Raw genomic sequence first — 20,268 nt, 5'->3', positions numbered from 1 at the left:
GGAGCGGAGAAATGATCGCCCCGCGCGCGATGGGCCGCGCGTCCCCCTTCGCCCTGTTCAACCCACTCGCGGCGGCCTCCGCCGGGCTCTTCCTGCTGACCCTGGTCCAGTATTCGCGGCTGATGCTCTTCGTCCTGCCGCCCGTCGCCTCCCTGGGACTGCTCCTCGTCATCGCGAGCGGCACCATCGGGCTTCTGGTGCTCGCGGAAGGGGTCTACTCCATCTTTCCCTTCGTCTTCTTCCTCAACGTGGTGATCCTCGTCCTCGTGTCGCTGATGGTCTTCTCGATGCGCTCGGACTCGCCCAACGACTACCGCGCGCTCGGCGCGATCAGCGGCGCGCTGCTGTATTTCCCGGTGTTCTGCCTCTGCCGGCGGCTCGGCGTCGAGGAGGGATTGCGGATCATCGCGCTGATCCTGCTCGGCTACGCCACGCTCTACGTGCTTCTCGCCTCCGTCGTCGTCTTCGCCGACGGGTTCCAGAACGCCCCGGACGTCTCGCTGATCCTCAACGACCCGTTCCGGAGCCGCCGGGTCTACTTTCTCGCCTCGGCGGGGGCGCTCCTGCTCTTCCTCTCGGGCGGGCGGACGGGCGTGCTGCCGGGCCCGCTCGCCTGGCTCGCACTCGCCGCCGCGCTGGCCGCCTTCCTTCTCGCGCAATCGCGGGTGCCGAGCGCCATCCTGCTCCTGCTGCTGGTCGCGTGGTTCCTGCGCGCGGACCGCCTGCTCGCCTGGATGCTGCCCGCCGTCCCCGTCGGGCTTCTCGTGATCGGCCTCGTCGGCTCCATGATGGCGCCGGAACTGTCGCGCGCGCTGCTCGCGCAGGACATGCCGACGCTCCGGCTCCGCGCCGAAACGCTCTCCGTCGCCGCCGATCTCTTCGAGGCCCATACGCTGATCGGCTTCGGCATGGCGGCGGATTTCAGCAAGGCGCAGGAGATGCTGCGCGTCAGCCTCTATTTCGAGGATCTCGGCCCCATCGGCATCGCGGGGATCGGCGGTCTCGCCTGGCTCGCCTGGCTCGTGACCACGGCGGCGATCTGCGCCGTGGTATCGCACCGCTGCCTGATGGCGCGCCGCCCGCTCGAACGGGCACTCGGCTTCGCGGGCGCCTTCGCGCTGCTGATGAGCACCACCTCGGCCAACCTCCTGACCGGAGACGGCGGCATCGTCTTCGCCACGATCTGGGCCGCGAGCAACGCCCTGCGCGAGCGGGAGGCCGCCCTCCCCCGCTGAAGCTTCCCTGCCGGCCGCGCGCTATTCGACGGTGAGGAAGAGCGTCGCCAGAGGCGGCAGGGTCAGCGTCGCATGCGCGGGCAGTCCGTGGCTCTCGCCCTCCGACGCAGTGACCGCTCCGCCGTTGCCGACCCCGGAACCGCCGTATTCCCCGGCGTCGGTATTCAGCACTTCGATCCATCCGCCGGCGCGGGGCAAGCCGACCCGGTAATTCTCGCGCACGACGGGAGACATGTTCGAGATCACCACGACCGGCTTCGACCCCTCCTCGCCGTGGCGAACGAAGGAGAAGACATTGCTCTCATTGTCGCTCACGTCGATCCACTGGAAGCCGCGCGGATCGCAGTCGCGCGCATGAAGGCCGGGTTGGGCGCGGTAGAGAGCGTTGAGGTCGCGCACGAGCAGGCGGACGCCCTCGTGCATCGGATCCTCGAGGAGGTGCCAGTCGAGCGACTGGTCATGGTTCCACTCGCGCTCCTGCGCGAATTCCCCGCCCATGAACAGGAGCTTCTTGCCCGGATGCCCCCACATGAAGCCGTAATAGGCGCGCAGGTTCGCGAACTTCCGCCAGCGGTCGCCGGGCATCTTGCCGAGCATCGAGCCCTTGCCGTGGACGACCTCGTCATGGCTGAGCGGCAGGACGAAGTTTTCCGAAAAGGCATAGACCAGGCCGAAGGTCATCCTGTCGTGGTGGTACCTGCGGTAGATCGGATCCTGGCTCATGTAGTCCAGGGTGTCGTGCATCCAGCCCATGTTCCACTTGAAATCGAACCCGAGCCCCCCCTCCGGCACGGGGCGCGAGACGCCGGGCCAAGCGGTGCTTTCCTCGGCCAGCGTCATCGCGCCGGGGGCATAGGCATGGGCGACCTCGTTGGTGCCCTTGAGGAAGTCGATCGCGTCGAGATTCTCGCGGCCGCCGTAGCGGTTCGGGATCCATTCGCCCTCGCTTCGGGAGTAGTCGAGGTAGAGCATGGAGGCGACCGCGTCGACGCGCAGCGCGTCCACGTGCAGTTCCCTCAACCAGAAGGTGCCTGAGGCGCGCAGGAAATTCGCGACCTCGCGGCGGCCGAAATTGTAGATCAGCGTGTTCCAGTCCTGGTGGAAGCCCTGCCGGGGATCGGCGTGTTCATAGAGCGCGGTGCCGTCGAACTGGCCGAGGCCGTGCGCGTCGGTCGGGAAATGCGCCGGCACCCAGTCCACGATGACCCCGATGCCGGCGTTGTGCAGCCGGTCCACCAGATCCGCGAAGTCCTCGGGCGTGCCGAAACGCGCGGTCGGCGCGAAGAGGCCGATGGGCTGGTAGCCCCAGCTTCCCGAGAACGGGTGCTCGGAGACGGGAAGGAACTCGACATGGGTGAAGCCCATCTCCGTCACGTAGTCGATCAGCTGCCCCGCCATGTCGGCGTAGGACATCAGCGTGTTCCCGTCGCCGCGGCGCCAGCTCGCGGGATGAACCTCGTAGATCGAGACCGGCTCGGCGCGATGGTCCTTCGCCCGCGCCTCCATCCAGCCGGCGTCGGTCCATTCGTGGCGGACGAGGCCGTGGACGCGCGAGGCGGTGCCGGGGGGCACCTCGGCCCAGGTGCCGACGGGATCGGCCTTGAGCGGCAGGGTCTGGCCGTAGGCGCCGACGATCTCGTACTTGTAGATCTCGCCGCGCGCGAGGCCGGGAACGAAGATCTCCCAGACGCCGGTGAAGCCGCGGCGGCGCATCGCATGCCGGCGGCCGTCCCAGGCGTTGAAGGGACCGACGACCGAGACGCGGCGGGCATTCGGCGCCCAGACGGCGAAGGCTGTGCCCTCGACGCCGCCATGGGTCATCGGATGCGCGCCGAGGCGGCGGTAGAGCTCCTCATGCCGGCCCTCGCCGAGCAGATATTCGTCCATGTCGCCCAGCACCGGGCCGAAGCCGTAGGGGTCGGCGACCTCCCGGACGTGGCCGGTGGCATCGGAGAGGCGCAGCCGGTATTCGAAGCGGTCGCTCCGGCCGAGGGGGCCGTGGAAGAAGCCCTCGTTGCCGACCGGCGCGAGGCGCGCGACAACCGCGCCGGACATGTCCAGGACCGAGACCTCGGAGGCGTCGGGGGCGAAGACGTTGGCGACCAGCTGGCCGCCCGCCTCCTGCACGCCGAGCCAGCGGAAAGGATCGCCCTGGCGGCCGCGCAGGATCGCCTCGATCTCCTCGGCGGGCGGGGCGGTGTCCGGCAGGCCGGGGCGGGCAGAGAGGCGCGCCTGAAGGGCGCCCTCGGCGGACAGGCGGTCGATGGTTCGGGTGCCGTCTTCGCTCACGTGGAAGCTCCCGTATCTTGTTCGGCGAGGGCCAGCAGCCCGCGCAGTGGAATGTCGATCCAGTCGGGCCGCATGGCCATCTCGTAGCCGACCTCGTAGGCCGCCTTCTGGATCAGGAAGAGGTCGAGCAATCGCTGCTCGAACCCGGGCTCCGGGAGCAGATCGGATCCGGCCATCGTGCTCCGGTAGGCGTCGAGGAAGGCGCGCCGCGTGCTCTCGCGCCAGCCTTCGGTGGCGACCAGCGTCCGATCGGGATCGGAGCCGAGTTCGATCCGCCGGCGCGCGGTGGACCAGAGCGCGTAGTCGAAGCTGCGCAGCATGCCGGCGACATCGCGAAGGGGCGAGGCCTTGGCGGTCCGCTCCGCGAGGGAGCGCGCCGGTTCGCCCTCGAAGTCGATGATCATCACGTCGGTCTGCACCACGAGCACCTGCCCGAGGTGATAGTCGCCATGGATCCGCGACCGGCCCCCGGAGGGTTCGGCCCGCGACAGGGCCTCGATCCTCGCCTCGAGCGCGGGACGCGCGGCGAGGACGGCCTCGGCCAGCGGGCGTGTCCGCTCGGGCAGATCCGGAACCGCCGAGCCGAGCCGGTCCATCACCTGGCCAAGCTCGGCCTTCACCTCCGCGATCGCCTCCGACACATGCCCGGCCGTCAGCGGCTCCGGCGCGAAGTCGGTGCCGGGCGCGCCGCTCCCGAGGGCGCGATGAAGCTCGGCCGTGCGCCGGCCGAGCACCGCGCCGAGATCGAGCGGGCCGCCCATGACCGGCTCGCTCTCCTCCGTCTCGGTGCCGGATTCGCGGATGAGCTGGGTCTCCATGTCGCGGTCGAGCGCCTCGGTGACATAGGTCCAGGCGTCGCCCTGGTTGCGGACGAAGGCCGAGGCCGCTGCCAGCGTGGTGACGGTGCCGTCGGCGTCGATCCAGTCCACGGTGCCCAGCAGGGCGGGCGTCGCCTCGAAATCGGTCTCCTCGGTGAGAAAGCGCGCGACCTCGATATCCGGCTGGATGCCGGGCTGGAGGCGGCGGTAGAGCTTCAGGATCACGCTGTCGCCGAAGGCGATGGAGGCGTTCGACTGCTCGGCCGACAGAAGCCGCGGAGCGCCCACGTCCTCCGGAACCTGGGCCATGAGCGGGCTCGGGTGGAGCCGGATCCCGCCGTTCCGCGCGGGAAGGTCGATCCCGGCGCGGATCGCGTCGAGAAGGGCGCGGGCCGTGTCGTCGTCGGAGGCGCCATCGACCAGCGCGCCGACCTTGTTGGCACGGCGCAGTTTCGCGAGCGTCGCGGGAAGGCGCGGCGACAGCGACAGCGCCTCCTCGTCCCAGACGGCGGCGAGCGGCATGAAGTAGCGCTGCTCCTGCCCCCCGGCCCGGACGTCGGTCACCGCGAGCAGGCTGCCGTTCGGCAGGGAGGCGAGCGGCTTCACCTGCGCGCTCTCGATCCGCGCCTCCTTCATCGCGAACCAGCGCTGCAGCTTCAGGTAGTCGCGGAGCGAGGTCTGCTGGAACTGCTGGGCGGAGCGGTCCGCGAGCGCCGTGGCGAGCGTCCCGTCGCGCGTCGTCAGCGTCAGGAAATCAGGGAGCATCTGGGGATAGGGGGTGTGCCAGGACGGGCCCCCGGTCTCGTCGGCGAGGTGGAACCAGTAGAAGCCGAAGGGCGGCAGCGTCAGCAGATAGGGCAGTTCCCCGATCGGCGGGAACGGCGACTGGTCGGTCAGCTCGATCGGCACGCGGCCGGCATAGGCCGAGAGGTCGATCTCGGCCGCCTGCGCCGCGCGCGAGACATTGGCGACGCAGAGGATGTCCTCGCCCTCGCCATGCCGCAGGAAGGCGAGCACCTTGCGGTTGCGCGGGTAGAGGAGCTCGATCTCGCCCCGGCCGAGGACCGGGTGGCGCTGGCGCACGCCGATCATCCGCTTCATCCAGTTGAGGAGCGAGGCGGGCGCGGTCTGCTGCGCCTCGACATTCACCGCCTCGTAGCCGTGGACCGGGTCCTGGATCGTCGGCAGGTAGAGCGCCTGCGGATTGGCGCGGCTGAAGCCGGCGTTGCGGTCGGCAGACCACTGCATCGGCGTGCGCACGCCGTCGCGGTCGCCGAGATAGTAGTTGTCGCCCATGCCGATCTCGTCGCCGTAATAGACGATCGGCGTGCCGGGCATCGAGAACAGGAGCGAGTTCAGGAGTTCGATCTTGCGCCGGTCGTTCTGCAAGAGCGGCGCGAGCCGGCGGCGGATGCCCATGTTGATCCGCGCCCGCTTGTCGCTGGCGTAGAAGCTCCAGAGATAGTCGCGCTCGCGGTCCGTCACCATCTCGAGCGTCAGTTCGTCATGGTTGCGAAGGAATATGCCCCACTGGCAGCCCTCGGGGATCTCGGGCGTCTGCCGGATGATGTCGGTGATCGGGTAGCGGTCCTCCTGCGCCACCGCCATGTACATCCTAGGCATCAGCGGGAAGTGGAAACCCATGTGGCACTCGTCGCCCTCGCCGAAATAGGGGCGGGTGTCCTCGGGCCACTGGTTCGCCTCCGCGAGCAGCATCTTGCCGTCGTAATGCCTGTCGAGATCGGCGCGGATCGCCTTCAGCACGTCGTGCGTCTCGGGCAGGTTCTCGTTGTTGGTGCCGTCGCGTTCGACGAGATACGGGATCGCGTCGAGCCTGAGCCCGTCCACGCCCTTGTCGAGCCAGAAGTGCATCACGTCGAGCACCTGCGCCAGCACCTCGGGATTGTCGAAGTTCAGGTCCGGCTGGTGGCTGAAGAAGCGGTGCCAGTAGAACTGCTCGGCCAGCGGATCCCAGGTCCAGTTGGAGAGTTCGGTATCGGTGAAGATAATCCGGGTCTCGGGCCATTTCTGGTCGTCGTCGGACCAGACATAGAAGTCGCGCTCGGGACTGCCCTTGGGGGCCTGCCGCGCGCGCTGGAACCACGGATGCTGGTCGGAGGTGTGGTTGATGACGAGTTCGGTGATGACCTTCAGCCCGCGCCGGTGCGCCTCCTCGACGAAACCCTCGAAATCCTCCATCGAGCCGTATTGCGGGTTGATCGCCTTGTATTCGGCGATGTCGTAGCCGTCGTCGCGCAGCGGCGAGGGGTAGAACGGCAGCAGCCAGATCGCCGTCGCGCCCAGTTCCTGGACATGGTCCAGACGGCGCATCAGCCCGGCGAAGTCGCCCATCCCGTCGCCGTCGGAATCCTGGAAGGCCTTGACGTGGATCTGGTAGATGATCGCGTCCTTGTACCAGTCCGGTCTTGTGAGAGAGGGATCGGGAGCCAGAAGGCTTTTCTCGACCACGTTCATCGCGCTCCTCCCGGCGGGAACAGTTTCCAGATGGCGTAGGGCCTGTCGTAGGGGTTCAGCGACAGCCAATGCGTCTTGCCGTGCCAGGTGAAGCGGTTGCCGTGGATCGCATCCTCGACCTCCAGCGAGCCGTCATCGGGCAGCCCGAACTCCCAGAGCGGCAGTTCGAAATGGAAATCCGCGCCGGCATGCGGATCGAGCAGGACATGGAACAGCAGATAGTTCCGCGCCGCCCTGTCGAAGCGTGAATAGCAGAGCACCTGCTCGTGCCAGGCATTCCGGAACGTGAGGTTCAGGTAGTCGCGCATCGCCGGATTCTCGCGGCGGATCCGGTTGATCAGCCGCACGTCGTCCTTGATGTTGCCCGGCGCGTCGAGGTCGCGATGCTTGATCTCGTATTTTTCCGAGTTCAGGTATTCATCCTTCGGCGGCAGCCAGTCCGCCTCGCAGAATTCGAAGCCCTGGTACATCCCCCAGTTCCCGACGAGCGACCCGGCGAGGATCGCCCGCGTCCTGAATCCCGGGCGTCCCGACGTGTGGTGGAAGTAGGGATTGATGTCGGGCGTGTTGACGAAGAAGTTCGGCCGCATGTAGTGGCGGCATTCCTCGGTCGTGAGCTCGGTCAGGTATTCGGTCAGCTCCGCCTTCGTCTCGCGCCAGGTGTAGTAGGTGTAGCTCTGGTTGAAGCCGACCTTCGCGAGCCGCTTCATCAGCTTCGGCCGGGTGAAGGCCTCCGAGAGGAAGATCGCCTCCGGGCAGGTCTCGCGGACCTGGGCGATGATCCATTCCCAGAACGGGAACGGCTTGGTGTGCGGGTTGTCGACGCGGAAGATCGTGACGCCGTGCCCGATCCAGAACAGGAAGGTGTCGCGGATCGCCGCCCAGAACGGCTCGTTCGCCGTGCCGTCGTCGCGGTAGTAGCGGAAGTTGACGATGTCCTCGTATTTCTTCGGCGGGTTCTCGGCGTATTTGATCGTGCCGTCGGGCCGGCGCTCGAACCAGTCGGGGTGCTCCTCGATCCAGGGATGATCGGGCGACGAGTTGAGCGCGATGTCGAGCGCGATCTCGAGCCCGTGTTCGTGCGCCGCGGCGACGAGGGCGTCGAAATCCTCGAGCGTGCCAAGCTCGGGATGCACCGCGTCCATCCCGCCCTCCCGCGAGCCGATGGCGTAGGGCGAGCCGACGTCGCCCTCCCCGGCGCGGAGCGAATTGTTCCTTCCCTTGCGGTTCGTCGTCCCGATCGGGTGGATCGGCGGGAAGTAGAGCACGTCGAAGCCGAGGTCATGCACATAGGCCAGCTTCCCGATCACGTCGCGGAAGGTGCCATGCCGTCCCTCCGCCCCGGCCGAGCGGGGGAAGAGTTCGTACCAGGCCGAGAAGGCCGCGCGCTCGCGGTCGACCCAGACGGGGATGTCGCGCTTGTAGCGGGTGAGATTCGCGCGGGGGCCGAGCCGGTCCATGAGATGGTCGGTCTCGGGCGAGAGCAGCAGATCGGCGTTCCTGGCCGCCGCCGCGGATTTCAGCGCGTCGATCCGGGGCCGGTCCGCGCCCTCGGCCTCCACCTTGTCGAGGATGAGCGCCGCCTCCTGCATCTCGACGCTCAGGTCGAGCCCGGCGGCCAGCTTCTTCCTCGTGTCCCGCGACCAGTGCCCCCAGCTGTCGCGCCAGCCGAGGATGGTGAACCAGGTGGCCCCGATCTCGGGAAATGTCACCTCGGCCGTCCAGAGATCGTTCGCGACATGCTTCATCGAAACCTCGCGCCCGTCCGGCAGAAGGACGGCGGCGCCGAAGACGTCGTGCCCGTCGCCGAACACGTCCGCCTCCACGACGACGGGGCGCCCGGCCACGGCCTTCGCCGCGAACCTGCCCCCGTCGATTTCCAGACTGATTCCCTCGATCGCTATGCGCCGCGCCGCGAGACCTCTCAATGTCCCCGAAACGAGTTCTTCGCTCGCGTGATCATCCATCTTGCCTCCACTCTCAGCGAGTCCGCCCGGGCGACCTCTCCCTCCGAGGTTAGATCAACCGCCACCCGAGAGCCAACGCGGCTCTCGCGGCGGGGGTTCCGCGCGCGGGAAGATCCGGGCCGCCATCGCCGCTCTCACGCGCGCGGCGAAGGATCGGAAAGTCCCAGGAAGGCCAGCGCCGCGCGCGATGCCTGCGCCGCGATGCCGGGGCTGACATGTCCGTCGCGGAAATAGCCGTAGCGCAGGCAGGCGAAGGCGATCTCGACCGTCAGCGCCACGGTCTCCGCCGAGGTCCCGGGGGGCAGCCGCGGGAGAAGCGTTTCGACGATGAGCCGGGATTTCCGGTGGTGGGACTGGCGGTCGTCGACGCCGAAAGGCCCGTTGAACAGCAGGATGCCCGTGACCGGATCCTCGTCGCAGAACCGCGCGGACTCGGCGATGGCCCGCTCGACCAGCCGGCCGGGCGGCGCGTCGTCCGCCTCCAGCGCCTCGCGGATGACCGCCCCGAGCCGCTCCATGCTCGTCCCGGCCATCGCGGAGAGAAGCGCCGCCCGGTCCGGGAAGTAGCGGTAGATCGCGGCGCGCGGCACGTCCGATGCCTTGGCCACTTCCGGGATCGAGCACAGTTCCAGCCCCCCTTCGCGCAGGAGCCGCCCGGCCGCCTCGAGCGCCCGCCGCAGCCGGTCCCGGGACCGGCGCTGCCGAGGGCTGTCCTCCAGCCGCGCGAGAACAAGATCCGACAGATGTTGATTATCGTTCATATCCGACATATGTCTGTTTTAATCCCGCCAATGACGCCGTCAAGGAGAACCCCCATGCAGACATACCCGAGCTATCGCGATCAGGCCGCCTGGAGCCGGATCCAGAGCCATCTTCCGGAAGGCTACCGGCTGGCGGAAGCGGACCTGCCGGTCGAGGAGATCTGGTCCTGGCGCGGCCACCGGATCCATCTCGACCGTTATCTCCGTCCGGAGGCCCCGGCGCGGGTCATCCTGTTTCACGGAGTGGGCACCAACGGGCGGCAGATGACGACCATCCTGGGCCATCCGCTGGCGCGTTCGGGGATCGAGACGGTCGCCATCGACATGCCCGGCTATGGCGTGACCGCGGTCGCGCCGGGCGCCACCGTGACCTATGACGACTGGGTCCAGGCCGGGGTGGATTTCGTGGAGGCCGAGATGGCGCGCGATCCGCGTCCCGTCTATCTCTACGGCCTCAGCGCGGGCGGCATGCTGACCTACCATGTCGCCTGCCGAGCCCGCGCGCGCGTGGCGGGGATCATCGGCATGACCTTCCTCGACCTGCGGAACCGCGAGGTCGCGCTCGGCGCCACCCTGACGCCGCTGCTCGGGCGTCTCTCGCTGCCGATGCTCCCCCTCGGCAAGCTCTCCGGCCTGCGCCGGCTGAGGCTGCCGATGCGGCTGGTCGGCAAGATGCACGCGCTCGTCAATGACCGGGCGGCGATGCGCGACCTGCTGGCCGATGGCAGTTCGGCCGGCAACTGGGTGAGCATGGCCTTCCTGGAAAGCTTCATGCGCCCGAAATTCGACGTCGAGCCCGAGGCATTCGACGTCTGCCCCGTGCTCCTGACCCAGCCCGCCGAGGACCGTTGGACGCCGCTCTGGATGAGCACCGCCTTCCTCGACCGGATCCGTCGGGTGCCTGTCCGGCGGGTGATGCTCGAGAACGCGAGCCACTACCCGATCGAGGAGCCCGGGCTGACGCGGATGCGTGATGCCATTCTGGACTTCATCCACGCGACCCGGGCGGAGTCCGGGATGCCCGCTCCGGAGCGGGCTGTGGCCTGATTTCCCCGCTGGCTCATGCGTTGGGCGCGGCGCATGGCCCTGGGGCCTCACCCCCTCGCCGCGCGCCGGAGCGCCAGCGGCGGCTGGCCGAGGGCGCGGAGGAAGGCGCGGCGCATGTGGCCGGCATCGGTGAAGCCGTGAACCCTCGCGATCTCCTCGAGCGGGCGCAGGCTCGTCTCGACGGCGGTGCGCGCCGCCTCGAGGCGCAGGCGTTCGACGGCCTTCGCCGGCGTGCTTCCGGTCTCGGCGCCGAAGGCGCGGGCGAAGTTGCGCGGACTCATCGCCGCCTCGGCGGCGAGCCGCTCGACCGTCAGCCGCTCGCCGAGATGAGCGCGGATCCAGTCGATGAGCGGGCCGAACCGCCCGGTGGCGCCGCCGATGTCGAGAAGCGCCGAGAACTGCGTCTGCCCCCCTGCCCGGCGCTGGTGGAGGACGAGTTGCCGCGCCACGCGTCTGGCGAGGGCGGCGCCCAGATCGTCCTCGACGAGCGCGAGGGCGAGGTCGATCCCGGCCGTGATCCCGGCGGAGGTCCAGGTGTCGCCATCCCGCACGAAGATCCGGTCCGGTTCCACGCGCACCTCCGGGTGGCGGCGGGCGAGATCCTCGGCGCTGTCCCAGTGCGTCGTCGCGCGCCGCCCGTCGAGGAGGCCGGCGGCGGCGAGCAGGAAGGCGCCGGAACAGACGCTGGCGATGCGCCGGGCGCGCGTCCGCCGGAGCCAGTCGACGATCTCCCCGGCGGCCGCGGGCACCCTGACGATCTCGCCGCCGGCGACGATCACCGTGTCCGGAGGCGCGCCCGGGAGCGGCCTTGCCACCATGTCCGCCCCGGCCGAGCTCGCGACGACGCCACCGGCGCGGCCCGCCGCCGGCGCGACCATCCGGAGCGCGTAGCTGCCCGGCGCGAAGCGCGCTGCGAGTTCGAAGGCCGCCATCGGCCCCGCCGCGTCGAGCAGCTGGAAGCCGGGATGGATGACGATGGCGACGGTTCGCCCCATGGCAGTTTTCGCCGGTTCTATGTCATTTCAGCCGTGAGGTAGCGCGGCTACCCTGCGGGGACAAATCCGCGGGCCCTCCCCTTCCGGACAGGTTCGCGGGCATGGGAGGTGCCTCGATGCGGCGCGTCGCCCTGACCCTCGCGATCCTGCTCCTTCTGGCGACCGGCGGCTTCGCCGCTTGGCTGCTGTCCCTCCCGCCCGCCCCGGCGCGCCCCGCGCCCGGGGCCATCGGTCCGGCGGAGGCCGAGGCGACGGTGGCCGCGCTCCGCCCGCCGAAGCGGGAGCGTCCCGTCGTCGCCATCCTCGCCCTCAACGACGCCACCGAGGTCACCGACTACCTGATGCCCCATGGCATCCTGAAGCGCGCCGACGTCGCCGAGGTGGTGGCGGTGGCGGCGGCCCCCGGACCGGCGCGGCTCTATCCGGCGCTGACCGTGGAGCCCGACATGGCAACGGCGACGTTCGACGCGACCTATCCGGAAGGGGCCGACTACGTCGTCGTGCCGGCGATGAGCCGCGACGACGATCCCGCGGTGATCGCCTGGATCCGGGCGCAGGCGGCGAAGGGGGCCATCGTCATCGGCGTCTGCGCCGGTGCCCGGGTCGTCGCCGCCGCCGGGCTGCTTGAAGGCCGGCGTGCGACGACGCACTGGTACCACCGGCGGAAGCTCGAACGGCTCGAACCCGCGCTCACCTGGGTGCCGGACAGGCGTTTCGTCATCGACGGCCGGGTGGCGACGACGACCGGCGTCACCGCCTCGGCGCCGATGACGCTGACCCTCGTCGAGGCGATCGCGGGACGGGAGAAGGCGGCGGAGGTCGCCCGCGACCTCGGCCTCGCGACCTGGGACGCCCGGCACGACAGCGCCGCCTTCGGCCTCACCCGCCCCTTCGCGGCGACGGCGCTCGCCAACCGCCTGGCCACCGGGCGCGGCGAGACGCTGGCGCTGCCGGTCTCCGAGGGCATCGACGAGGTATCGCTGGCGCTGGTCGCCGACGCCTGGTCCCGCGCCTGGCGCGCCCGCGTCGTGACCACCGCCGAGGGTCCGGTCACCACCCGCGGCGGACTCCGGCTCCTCCCGGACCGGCCGGCGGCCGACGGCGCGACCCTGCCCCCGCCGGGCGACGCCCCGGCGCTCTCGATCCTCGATGCGACGCTGGCGGCCATCGCGGCGCGCTACGGCGCGGCCACCGCCCGCTTCGTCGCGGCGCAGCTGGAATACGCGCCGGGCGAGACGCGGGTTTCGCAGGAGGATCGCCCGTGATCGCCATCGCGGAGGTCCGCCAGCCCGGCGCCGGGACGGCGCGCGGCCCCGGAGGCGCGCTTCGCGTGGAGCTTGACCTACATACCAACCGGTCGGTATTATCGATGCTCGCGCCCGGACCGTCACGCCGCCGGTCCATGCCTCTTCGCCAACGCCTGCGCGGCGGCGGCCAGGAAACTTCGGCGCGCGGATCCGAGGTGGGCAACGCCCTCGGCTCCGCGGGGACCGGATCCCGCGCCGCCACGGCGGCGTGAAAGAACAAAGACGCAAGGGAGAACGGAAATGACCAGCCTCGTCACCTGCCTGTGGTTCGACCACGGCGAAGCCAGCAAGGCGGCCGCGTTCTATGCCGCCACCTTTCCCGACAGCCGTGTCGAGCGGGTGAACGCCTCTCCGGCCGATTATCCCGGAGGCAGGGAAGGCAACGAACTGACCGTCGAATTCACCGTGCTCGGCCGGCCGTTCCTCGGCCTGAACGGGGGCCCGATGTTCACGCCGAACGAAGCCGTCAGCTTCATGGTGCTGACCGAAAGCCAGGAAGAGACCGACCGCTACTGGGATGCGATCGTCGGGAACGGCGGCGCGGAGAGCGAATGCGGCTGGTGCAAGGATCGCTGGGGCCATTCCTGGCAGATCACGCCGAAGCGGCTGATGGAACTGACCACCGATCCCGACCGCGCCAGGGCCAAGCGCGCGATGGGTGCGATGATGACGATGCGAAAGATCGATATCGCCCGGATCGAAGCGGCGGCGGAGGCCGGCTGAGGCATCCGGACACCAGGCCACGAGGGAGTCCTCACCATGCCGCCGCCCATGATCACGGCCTTCGCGCATTCCCCGGATGGCGGGCAGGGGATGGCGCGCGACATGCGGGTCCGCTGGGCCTTCGAGGAGGTCGGCCAGCCCTACCGGGCGCGGCCGGTATCCTTCGCCGCGATGAAGGCGCCAGCGCACCGGACGCTCCACCCGTTCGGGCAGATCCCCACCTGCGAGGACGGCGACCTGACCCTCTTCGAGTCGGGGGCGATCGTGCTTCACATCGCGAGCCGCCACGCCGGCCTGCTGCCGGTCGAGGCGAATGCCCGGGCGCGCGCGATCGGCTGGATGTTCGCGGCGCTCAGCACGGTGGAGCCGCCGATCCTGGACTGCGAGGCCGCCCGGTATCTGGAGAAGGACGAGCCCTGGTTCGCCCCGCGGCTGCGCGCCGCCGAGGACCGCGTCCGGGGCAGGCTCGGGGATCTCTCGCTCCGGCTTGGTCGCGCCGACTGGCTCGACGGCGGCTTCAGCGCGGGCGACCTGATGATGGCCGACGTGCTGCGCAGGCTCGGCGGCCCGGGCCTGCTGGACGAATATCCGAACCTTTCCGCCTATGTCGCCCGCGCCGAGGCGCGTCCGGCCTTTCGCCGCGCCTTCGCCGCGCAGCGCGCCTTCTTCGACGCGCATTCCGGGCGGCCCGGATGAGGCCCGGCGGGCCTCACGCGCGCCACCCCTTCACGAGGATGACCAGATGCCCGAGCATGGCAGGATCACGCTGACCGCCCTCAAATGGGTACCACCCTTCGCGGCGGGACAGGTGCGCGACCATCGCGTGCGCTGGATGCTGAACGAGATCGGCTGGGACTACGAGGTCGAGCTGATCGACCCGGCGACGCAGGCGAGCGGCGCCTATCTGGCCGAGCAGCCCTTCGGTCAGGTCCCCGTCCTGCGGGAGACCGGCCGCCCCGCCCTCTTCGAGACCGGGGCGATCGTGCTCGATCTCGCGGAGCGCTCGGGCAGGCTCTGGCCGGCGGACCGCGATGCGCGGGCGCTGGTCCGGAGCTGGGTCATCGCCGCGCTCAATTCGGTGGAGCCCTGGCTCTCGGCGGTCGCCGAGGTCGATTTCTTCACGCGCGACGAGACGCTGCGCGACCTGCGCCGCCCCGGCGCGGTGGCGGCGGCGCGGGCGCGGCTCGGCAAGCTCTCGGCCGCGCTCGGGGACCGCCCCTGCCTCGTCGCGGATGAATTCACCGCCGCCGACCTGATGATGGCTTCCGTCCTGCGCGTCGCCGGCCACGCGGATCTGCTTGGCGCCCATCCGAACCTCTCGGCCTATCGCGAGCGGTGCCTGGCGCGGCCGGCCTTCCGGAAGGCGGTCGCGGATCAATGCCGCGACATCGCCGCCCATGGTCCCGAGGACATGGGCTGGGACCCCGCGATCTTCGCGGGAACCGCGACTCGCTGAGCGGCCTTCAGGATCGCGCCGCTAGAAAGTTAGCCATTCGACGAAGTTTTCGCTGGACTCGGCGCGCGGGCGGGAATAGTTAGAGACATGGCTAAGCATGAACCCGATCTGTCGCCGCTGTTTCACGCGCTGGCGGATCCCACGCGCCGGTCGATCCTGACGCGACTCGCGGAGGGACCCGCGCCGGTGACGGAGCTGGCCCGGCCCACCGGGCTGCGGCTGCCGACGGTGATGCGGCATCTTTCGGTGCTGGAGGAAGCGGGTCTGATCGCCACGTCGAAGGACGGGCGTGTGCGCTCCTGCGCCATCGTGCCGGAGGCGCTGACACCGATCCGGACCTGGCTCGACGAGCAGCGGGCGATCTGGGAGGCCCGGCTCGACCGGCTGGACGACTATGTGACGCAACTCATGAAGGAGCGTGAGAGATGACACTGGATCTGGATCCGGAAACCGACCTCAGCTTCACCCGGACACTGGCCGCGCCCCGGTCGCTGATCTGGGAATGCTGGACCGACCCGAGGCACATCCCGCGGTTCTTCGTCCCGAAGCCGCACAGGGTGACGGCCGTGGACCTCGACCTGCGCGTCGGCGGGCGGTTCAACACCACCTTCGACGTCGAGGGCAACACGATGGAGAACACGGGCGTCTATCTCGAGGTGATCCCGGGCGAGAAGCTGGTCTTCACCGACGCCTATGCCGAGGGCTGGAAGCCCGCGCCCGACCCGTTCATGACCGCGATCCTCCTGCTCGGGGACGCCGAGGGCGGCGGCACGACCTACACGGCGATCGCCCGCCACCGGAACCCCACCACCCGCCGGCGCCACGAGGAAATGGGCTTCTTCGACGGCTGGGGCACCGTGGCCGACCAGCTCGAGGCCTATGCGAGGAGCCTGGCGCGATGAGCGGCCGCTTCGCAACCCTCGATTTCGAGCGGGAGGTCGAGGCGCCGGTCGAAACGCTGTGGCAGGCCTGGACGGCCCCCGCCGCGCGCGCGGTCTGGGCCGCGCCGACGCCGGCGGTCACGGTGGAATTCGTCGAGGCCGACACGGCGCCGGGCGGGCGCGAGATCTCGCTCTGCAAGGTGCCGGGGCGGCCCGACATCCGCTGCGAGGTCGGCTGGCTGGAACTTCGGCCAGCGGCCCGAAGCGTGAACTACGAGCTGGTCTCGTCCGAGGGCGTGACGAAGTCGGCGGCGCTGGTGACGGCCACCTTCGCCGGGACGGACAGCGGGAGCCGGGTGGCGTTCACGATCCAGCTTTCCTCCCCGGCCGAGGACATGGAGGCGGACTACCGGCAAGGCTTCGGCGCCGGGCTCGACAACCTCGCGGGGGTGGCGGCGCGGACCATGGTGCTGCGGCGCCTGATCCGGGCGCCCCGGCCGGTGGTCTGGGGCGCATGGGTCAACCCGGAGACCCTGCCCCTCTGGTGGGGGCCGGACGGGTTTTCGTGCCGGACGAAGCGGATCGACCTGCGGACGGGCGGCGAATGGGTCTTCGACATGATCGCCGCCGACGGCACGGTCTATCCGAACCACCATCTCTACCGCGAGATCCGCCCCGAGGACCGGATCGCCTACACCCTTCTCCGGGGCGAGAACGGGCCAAGGCACGCCGACGCCTGGGCTTCCTTCGAGGAGGCGGACGGGGCGACGACGGTGACGCTCGGCATGGTCTTCGCGACGGCGGCCGAATATCAGGACGCGAAGGGCTTCGGCGCCGAGGCGCTCGGCCTCCAGACCCTGGCAAAGCTGGCGCGTTTCATCGGCGCGGACTGAGAAGACGGCGGAATCCCCCCGGGCCCCTTGGCCGTCCCGAGCGGCTGGAACCGCGGATCTTCCACGCTCCGGGAGATCCTCCACCGGTCCCGCCAGGAGCCGTCATCGCGGATAATCGTGCCTCCACGGGTGCCCGCCCAAGAGATCGCCTCTCATCCCCGCCCACGGGCCTGCCCCTGCCAGTTCCGGACGTAGTACTGCTGGTTCCTCGCCGCCCGGGCGGCGCTGGAATTGAGCTTGTCGTCGCCGGCGCGGCGGTAGGTCAGCCGGGGCCCGCTGCTGTCCGAGCCGATCAGGCGGCCGGCGGCGTCGGCCTCGCGCCCCAGGTCATCATCGACGACAGGACCAATGGCGACGCCGCCGATGCGGTCGAGCACATCGGCGACGACCTGCGCGCCGCCTCGAGCGGCGCGCTCGACGCCTATCTCCGGATCGCCCCGACGATCAACGTCTCCTAGGGTGACCGGCTCACCATTTTCGTCGCGCGAGACCTGGTGTTCTGATGCTCGACAAGCCTCTCATCCCGCCCCGCTCCTTTGCCCCGACCCCGGCCGGTCTCGCCTCGGCGAGCCATGCCGAGCACGAGTTGCGCGAGCTCCGCGAGCTGCTGGTCTCCGACGCGGTCAACGAAGTCGTGGTGAACCCTGACGGCGCGGTCTGGATCGAGCGCGCCGAGGCCGAGCACATGGTGGCAACCGCTCCCCGCTTCGCGCCCGAGCGGCTGCGCCGGCTCGCCGATCATCTCGCCGGCGAGACCGGCAACCGGATCGGGCCGAGACATCCCCTGGTCTCGGGCAGCCTGCGCGCCTTCGGCCAGGCGCTCCGCGTCCAGGTCGTGGTGCCGCCGGCGGTCGAGGACGGCGCGGCGCTCTCGATCCGCAAATACGTCGCCCGCGTGCTCGATCTCGATGAGATCGGTTTCCTCGCCGGCCGCCAGGTCAGCGTCGAGGGCGAGCGCCGCGCCCGTCTCGCCGGCATCGCCCGGCTCGCGCGCGAGGGCCGCCTCGCCGAGCTCTTCGATCGCGCCATCGCCGAGCGGATGAACATCCTCGTCTCGGGCGGCACCTCCTCGGGCAAGACCACGGTCGCCCGCGCGCTCCTCGCCCGCGCCACTCCCGCCGAGCGGCTCGTCACCATCGAGGACGCGCGCGAGCTGCATCCGCCACACGAGAACGCCGTCGCGTCATCGCCGAGCGCCTCGGCGACTCCGAGCGCTCGCCGGCGCAGCTGCTGGTCTCAAGCTTGCGTATGCGGCCCGACCGGCTCATCCTCGGCGAGATGCGCGGGCCCGAGGCGCTCGTCTTCCTCGAGGCGATCAACACCGGACACCCGGGCTCGATCTCGACCATTCACGCCGACAGCCCGGTGCTCGCGCTCGAACGGCTTGCGCTCATGGTAATGCGCGCCGGCGCAGGCCAGACCCGCGCCGACGTCCTCGACTACGCCACCCGTACCCTCGATCTCATCGTCCAGGTCGGACGCCGCGAGGGACGGCGCGGTGTGCTCGAGGTGTTCCTGCCGGCGCTCGAGGGCGCATGATCGTCGCGAGCGGAGTTCATTCGACGCCCGCGTCGATCGCGGATATCTCGCCGCGCGCGCCGGGAGGATCAGACGAATCCCGCCTTGATCCGACAGCTGTCGCCGCCCAAGCGGTCAGCCGGGTGCGAAGTCATCCCGGAAGCGGTCGATCTGGTGCATGCGCTCGTGGAGGACGGTCGCGATACCGAGGTCGCCATTCGAAAGATACCGCCAGTAGATGAAATGGCGCTCGTATCGGAAGAAGAATCCATCGACGCCGAACTCCGCCCGGATGGGCCTCGAGGCGACGCCATGGCCTCCTCCTCTCGAAGGCCGCGCATAGGTTGGAGGCGTAGGTCTCGGCCTGATACGACGGACCCCGAAGCTTACGCTCAAGCTCGTAACCTCAAGTGTCTGCGTGGTAATTTCGGACCACTCCGATGGAAGGATCATTGAAAATCTGCGGCGCGGGAGGTCTACCTCGCCCCCTGATTGATGAAGGCTGAGTTTCATGACGACGTATTTCGGTTCCGAGGACGCGGATGTCTTCAATCTGGACGACCGCCGTACCGGAGCCTCGACCGTCATCGCCAACGGTGGGGGAGGCGACGATACATTTCTGATCCAGGAGAATACCGAAGAAAATTACACGGCCCTGGTCCTCATGGATGGCGGGGCCGGAAACGACGATCTGACCGGCTGGGCCGAAACGGAGGGCAATGGGACTTCGGCGGTCTATGTCTATGGCGACGATGGCGATGATGCGCTGACCCTCTACGCCGGCAGCTTCGGGAACGCCGCGGACGGGCTCACTGTCGGGCGCGGCGGCGATGGCGACGACACGATTGCCGGAGATGTGACGCATCTCGGAGACTCCTTCCCGGTACGGGCCGTCAACGACCTGGCAGGCGGCAACGGTAACGACGAGATCACCGGTCATGTTCGTCTCCACGGGATACTGGATCCGGGCGATCAGGACATCCGGAACGTCATCTCAGGCGGCAATGGAGACGACCGCGTCTCGGCGACAATGTATTTCGCCTATGGAGCTTCAGTGGAGACGGCGACGTCTTTCGTGCGTGGCGGCAACGGAAACGACCGCTTGTCCTCGGTCATCGACACCGACGGAAGCCGCGTCGAGACGAACCTTCATTCCGAACTTTACGGCGGTGTGGGCAACGACCGGCTGAGCGTCAAGGGCGGCGATGGCAACATCCTCGACGGCGGCTCGGGAGCTGACACCTTGTACGGTAGCGCTGGCGCGGACGAGATGGCCGGCGGTACCGGGGCGGACTATCTCAAGGGTCGAGGCGGCGAAGACCTGTTCATCTTCGAAAACGCCGACGACAGCCCAGTCGCCGGGCGAGACCGGATCTCCGATTTCACCATTGGCGAGGACACGATCGACTTGCACGCCCTCGACGCCAAGTCGTGGCGCGGCGGAAACCAGCGATTCACCTTCGACGACGGCGGTCACGGCGGCTCGGGCAAGGTTTGGGTCGAAGAGAACCCGCACAGCCACGGCAGCCTCCTTTACGCCGATACCGGGCGGGAGGTGCTGGTCGTCGCCCTGCTCGACGGGCGCGGGGTACACGCGGATGACTATTCGGCGGACGACTTCATTCTTTAAGCCAGGCTGACTTCCAAGCCCTCGTTCATGCGCGAACGACCATCTAGGGCTCACGCGCGGTGAGCGAGGCGCCGACATCCGCGCCGAGCGTGCCTGAAGGCGATTATCGTACCTGACGAGGCTCACCGTGCTGGGCGGCGAGAGCTTCACCGCGCTCGCCGAGAACCTTCGAGACACGCCCTCTGGAATCTCGGCGGCGTGTCGCGCGAGCACCGCGCCGACAGCTTCTCCGCCGCCTATCGCAACCTGGACGCCGAGGCGGCGGAGGATGTG

Annotated in this window: 17 protein-coding genes and 1 pseudogene; 12 read left to right on the top strand and 6 right to left on the bottom strand. The window is 69.4% G+C overall.

Annotation, left to right across the window (positions count from 1 at the left end; genetic code table 11):
- Window positions 1-11: 11 nt before the first annotated feature.
- Window positions 12-1,235: a hypothetical protein gene (locus FJM51_RS18380; protein WP_140455595.1), complete on the top strand. Its 1,224-nt coding sequence runs from the start codon at window positions 12-14 to the stop codon at window positions 1,233-1,235.
- A gap of 21 nt (window positions 1,236-1,256) precedes the next feature.
- Here the strand turns inward: FJM51_RS18380 and glgB are convergent, their stop codons facing one another.
- From glgB to FJM51_RS18360, 4 genes are all read right to left on the bottom strand, one after another.
- Window positions 1,257-3,443, bottom strand: a complete 2,187-nt coding sequence (glgB, locus tag FJM51_RS18375) for a 1,4-alpha-glucan branching protein GlgB (RefSeq protein ID WP_140455628.1) — start codon at window positions 3,441-3,443, stop codon at window positions 1,257-1,259.
- A gap of 77 nt (window positions 3,444-3,520) precedes the next feature.
- Window positions 3,521-6,817, bottom strand: a complete 3,297-nt coding sequence (gene treS / locus FJM51_RS18370) for a maltose alpha-D-glucosyltransferase (protein ID WP_140455594.1) — start codon at window positions 6,815-6,817, stop codon at window positions 3,521-3,523.
- Window positions 6,814-8,784: an alpha-1,4-glucan--maltose-1-phosphate maltosyltransferase gene (locus FJM51_RS18365; protein ID WP_140455593.1), complete on the bottom strand. Its 1,971-nt coding sequence runs from the start codon at window positions 8,782-8,784 to the stop codon at window positions 6,814-6,816. Before FJM51_RS18365 ends, treS begins: the two co-directional genes overlap by 4 nt.
- Before the next feature lie 134 nt (window positions 8,785-8,918).
- Window positions 8,919-9,545, bottom strand: coding sequence for a TetR/AcrR family transcriptional regulator (locus FJM51_RS18360; protein ID WP_181164623.1), 627 nt, complete (start codon window positions 9,543-9,545; stop codon window positions 8,919-8,921).
- Window positions 9,546-9,599: 54 nt separating this feature from the next.
- On the opposite strand from FJM51_RS18360, the gene FJM51_RS18355 reads away from it, so the two are divergent.
- Window positions 9,600-10,592: an alpha/beta hydrolase gene (locus tag FJM51_RS18355; RefSeq protein WP_140455591.1), complete on the top strand. Its 993-nt coding sequence runs from the start codon at window positions 9,600-9,602 to the stop codon at window positions 10,590-10,592.
- Window positions 10,593-10,639: 47 nt separating this feature from the next.
- Here FJM51_RS18355 and FJM51_RS18350 read toward each other — a convergent pair whose 3' ends face one another.
- Entirely contained in the window at window positions 10,640-11,587 is a 948-nt protein-coding gene (locus tag FJM51_RS18350) for a GlxA family transcriptional regulator (RefSeq protein ID WP_140455590.1), read from the bottom strand.
- 116 nt (window positions 11,588-11,703) lie between these two features.
- Here FJM51_RS18350 and FJM51_RS18345 point away from each other — a divergent pair, with 116 nt between their 5' ends.
- From FJM51_RS18345 to FJM51_RS18315, 7 genes are all read left to right on the top strand, one after another.
- The gene (locus FJM51_RS18345) at window positions 11,704-12,852 is read left to right on the top strand and encodes a DJ-1/PfpI family protein (protein ID WP_140455589.1); all 1,149 of its coding nucleotides are present in this window, start codon (window positions 11,704-11,706) and stop codon (window positions 12,850-12,852) included.
- A 282-nt stretch (window positions 12,853-13,134) separates the two neighbouring features.
- The gene (locus tag FJM51_RS18340; RefSeq protein ID WP_140455588.1) at window positions 13,135-13,617 is read left to right on the top strand and encodes a VOC family protein; all 483 of its coding nucleotides are present in this window, start codon (window positions 13,135-13,137) and stop codon (window positions 13,615-13,617) included.
- 36 nt (window positions 13,618-13,653) lie between these two features.
- A complete protein-coding gene (locus tag FJM51_RS18335) occupies window positions 13,654-14,313 on the top strand; it encodes a glutathione S-transferase family protein (RefSeq protein WP_140455587.1) in 660 nt (219 codons plus the stop codon).
- Between the two features lie 46 nt (window positions 14,314-14,359).
- Entirely contained in the window at window positions 14,360-15,073 is a 714-nt protein-coding gene (locus FJM51_RS18330; RefSeq protein WP_140455586.1) for a glutathione S-transferase family protein, read from the top strand.
- An 87-nt stretch (window positions 15,074-15,160) separates the two neighbouring features.
- Window positions 15,161-15,502: an ArsR/SmtB family transcription factor gene (locus FJM51_RS18325; protein ID WP_140455585.1), complete on the top strand. Its 342-nt coding sequence runs from the start codon at window positions 15,161-15,163 to the stop codon at window positions 15,500-15,502.
- Window positions 15,503-15,504: 2 nt separating this feature from the next.
- On the top strand, window positions 15,505-15,975 hold the full coding sequence (locus FJM51_RS18320; protein WP_181164629.1) for an SRPBCC family protein: 471 nt from the start codon (window positions 15,505-15,507) through the stop codon (window positions 15,973-15,975).
- Window positions 15,972-16,847 carry an SRPBCC domain-containing protein gene (locus FJM51_RS18315; protein ID WP_140455583.1) on the top strand — a complete coding sequence of 292 codons (876 nt, stop codon included), beginning with the start codon at window positions 15,972-15,974 and terminating at the stop codon, window positions 16,845-16,847. Before FJM51_RS18320 ends, FJM51_RS18315 begins: the two co-directional genes overlap by 4 nt.
- A 152-nt stretch (window positions 16,848-16,999) precedes the next feature.
- On the opposite strand, the gene FJM51_RS18310 is transcribed toward FJM51_RS18315, so the two are convergent.
- Window positions 17,000-17,224: a hypothetical protein gene (locus FJM51_RS18310; RefSeq protein ID WP_140455582.1), complete on the bottom strand. Its 225-nt coding sequence runs from the start codon at window positions 17,222-17,224 to the stop codon at window positions 17,000-17,002.
- Window positions 17,225-17,349: 125 nt separating this feature from the next.
- Here FJM51_RS18310 and FJM51_RS25345 point away from each other — a divergent pair.
- The 3 genes and pseudogenes from FJM51_RS25345 to FJM51_RS18295 all read left to right on the top strand — a co-directional run.
- Window positions 17,350-17,985, top strand: a pseudogene (locus FJM51_RS25345) (hypothetical protein); the annotation flags it as partial.
- A 110-nt stretch (window positions 17,986-18,095) separates the two neighbouring features.
- Window positions 18,096-18,386: an ATPase, T2SS/T4P/T4SS family gene (locus tag FJM51_RS24175; RefSeq protein WP_210240336.1), complete on the top strand. Its 291-nt coding sequence runs from the start codon at window positions 18,096-18,098 to the stop codon at window positions 18,384-18,386.
- A gap of 490 nt (window positions 18,387-18,876) precedes the next feature.
- On the top strand, window positions 18,877-19,995 hold the full coding sequence (locus tag FJM51_RS18295; protein WP_140455581.1) for a calcium-binding protein: 1,119 nt from the start codon (window positions 18,877-18,879) through the stop codon (window positions 19,993-19,995).
- Window positions 19,996-20,268 lie beyond the last annotated feature (273 nt).

This window comes from Amaricoccus solimangrovi, from assembly GCF_006385685.1.
Classification (GTDB): domain Bacteria; phylum Pseudomonadota; class Alphaproteobacteria; order Rhodobacterales; family Rhodobacteraceae; genus Amaricoccus; species Amaricoccus solimangrovi.
The sequence above is the reverse complement of the archived record's forward strand: the minus strand, read 5'-3'. Positions and strand labels throughout refer to the sequence as shown.

What these genes read in the sequence shown, in the direction of transcription:
- FJM51_RS18330 (WP_140455586.1), top strand. Translation starts at nt 14,360, where the DNA reads ATGCCCGAGCATGGCAGGATCACGCTGACCGCCCTCAAATGGGTACCA.
- FJM51_RS18360 (WP_181164623.1), bottom strand. Translation starts at nt 9,545, where the DNA reads ATGAACGATAATCAACATCTGTCGGATCTTGTTCTCGCGCGGCTGGAG.
- FJM51_RS18345 (WP_140455589.1), top strand. Translation starts at nt 11,704, where the DNA reads ATGCGGCGCGTCGCCCTGACCCTCGCGATCCTGCTCCTTCTGGCGACC.
- treS (WP_140455594.1), bottom strand. Translation starts at nt 6,817, where the DNA reads ATGAACGTGGTCGAGAAAAGCCTTCTGGCTCCCGATCCCTCTCTCACA.
- FJM51_RS18325 (WP_140455585.1), top strand. Translation starts at nt 15,161, where the DNA reads ATGGCTAAGCATGAACCCGATCTGTCGCCGCTGTTTCACGCGCTGGCG.
- FJM51_RS18315 (WP_140455583.1), top strand. Translation starts at nt 15,972, where the DNA reads ATGAGCGGCCGCTTCGCAACCCTCGATTTCGAGCGGGAGGTCGAGGCG.
- FJM51_RS18365 (WP_140455593.1), bottom strand. Translation starts at nt 8,784, where the DNA reads ATGGATGATCACGCGAGCGAAGAACTCGTTTCGGGGACATTGAGAGGT.
- FJM51_RS18335 (WP_140455587.1), top strand. Translation starts at nt 13,654, where the DNA reads ATGCCGCCGCCCATGATCACGGCCTTCGCGCATTCCCCGGATGGCGGG.
- FJM51_RS18355 (WP_140455591.1), top strand. Translation starts at nt 9,600, where the DNA reads ATGCAGACATACCCGAGCTATCGCGATCAGGCCGCCTGGAGCCGGATC.
- FJM51_RS18340 (WP_140455588.1), top strand. Translation starts at nt 13,135, where the DNA reads ATGACCAGCCTCGTCACCTGCCTGTGGTTCGACCACGGCGAAGCCAGC.
- FJM51_RS18380 (WP_140455595.1), top strand. Translation starts at nt 12, where the DNA reads ATGATCGCCCCGCGCGCGATGGGCCGCGCGTCCCCCTTCGCCCTGTTC.
- FJM51_RS18295 (WP_140455581.1), top strand. Translation starts at nt 18,877, where the DNA reads ATGACGACGTATTTCGGTTCCGAGGACGCGGATGTCTTCAATCTGGAC.
- FJM51_RS18350 (WP_140455590.1), bottom strand. Translation starts at nt 11,587, where the DNA reads ATGGGGCGAACCGTCGCCATCGTCATCCATCCCGGCTTCCAGCTGCTC.
- FJM51_RS24175 (WP_210240336.1), top strand. Translation starts at nt 18,096, where the DNA reads ATGCGGCCCGACCGGCTCATCCTCGGCGAGATGCGCGGGCCCGAGGCG.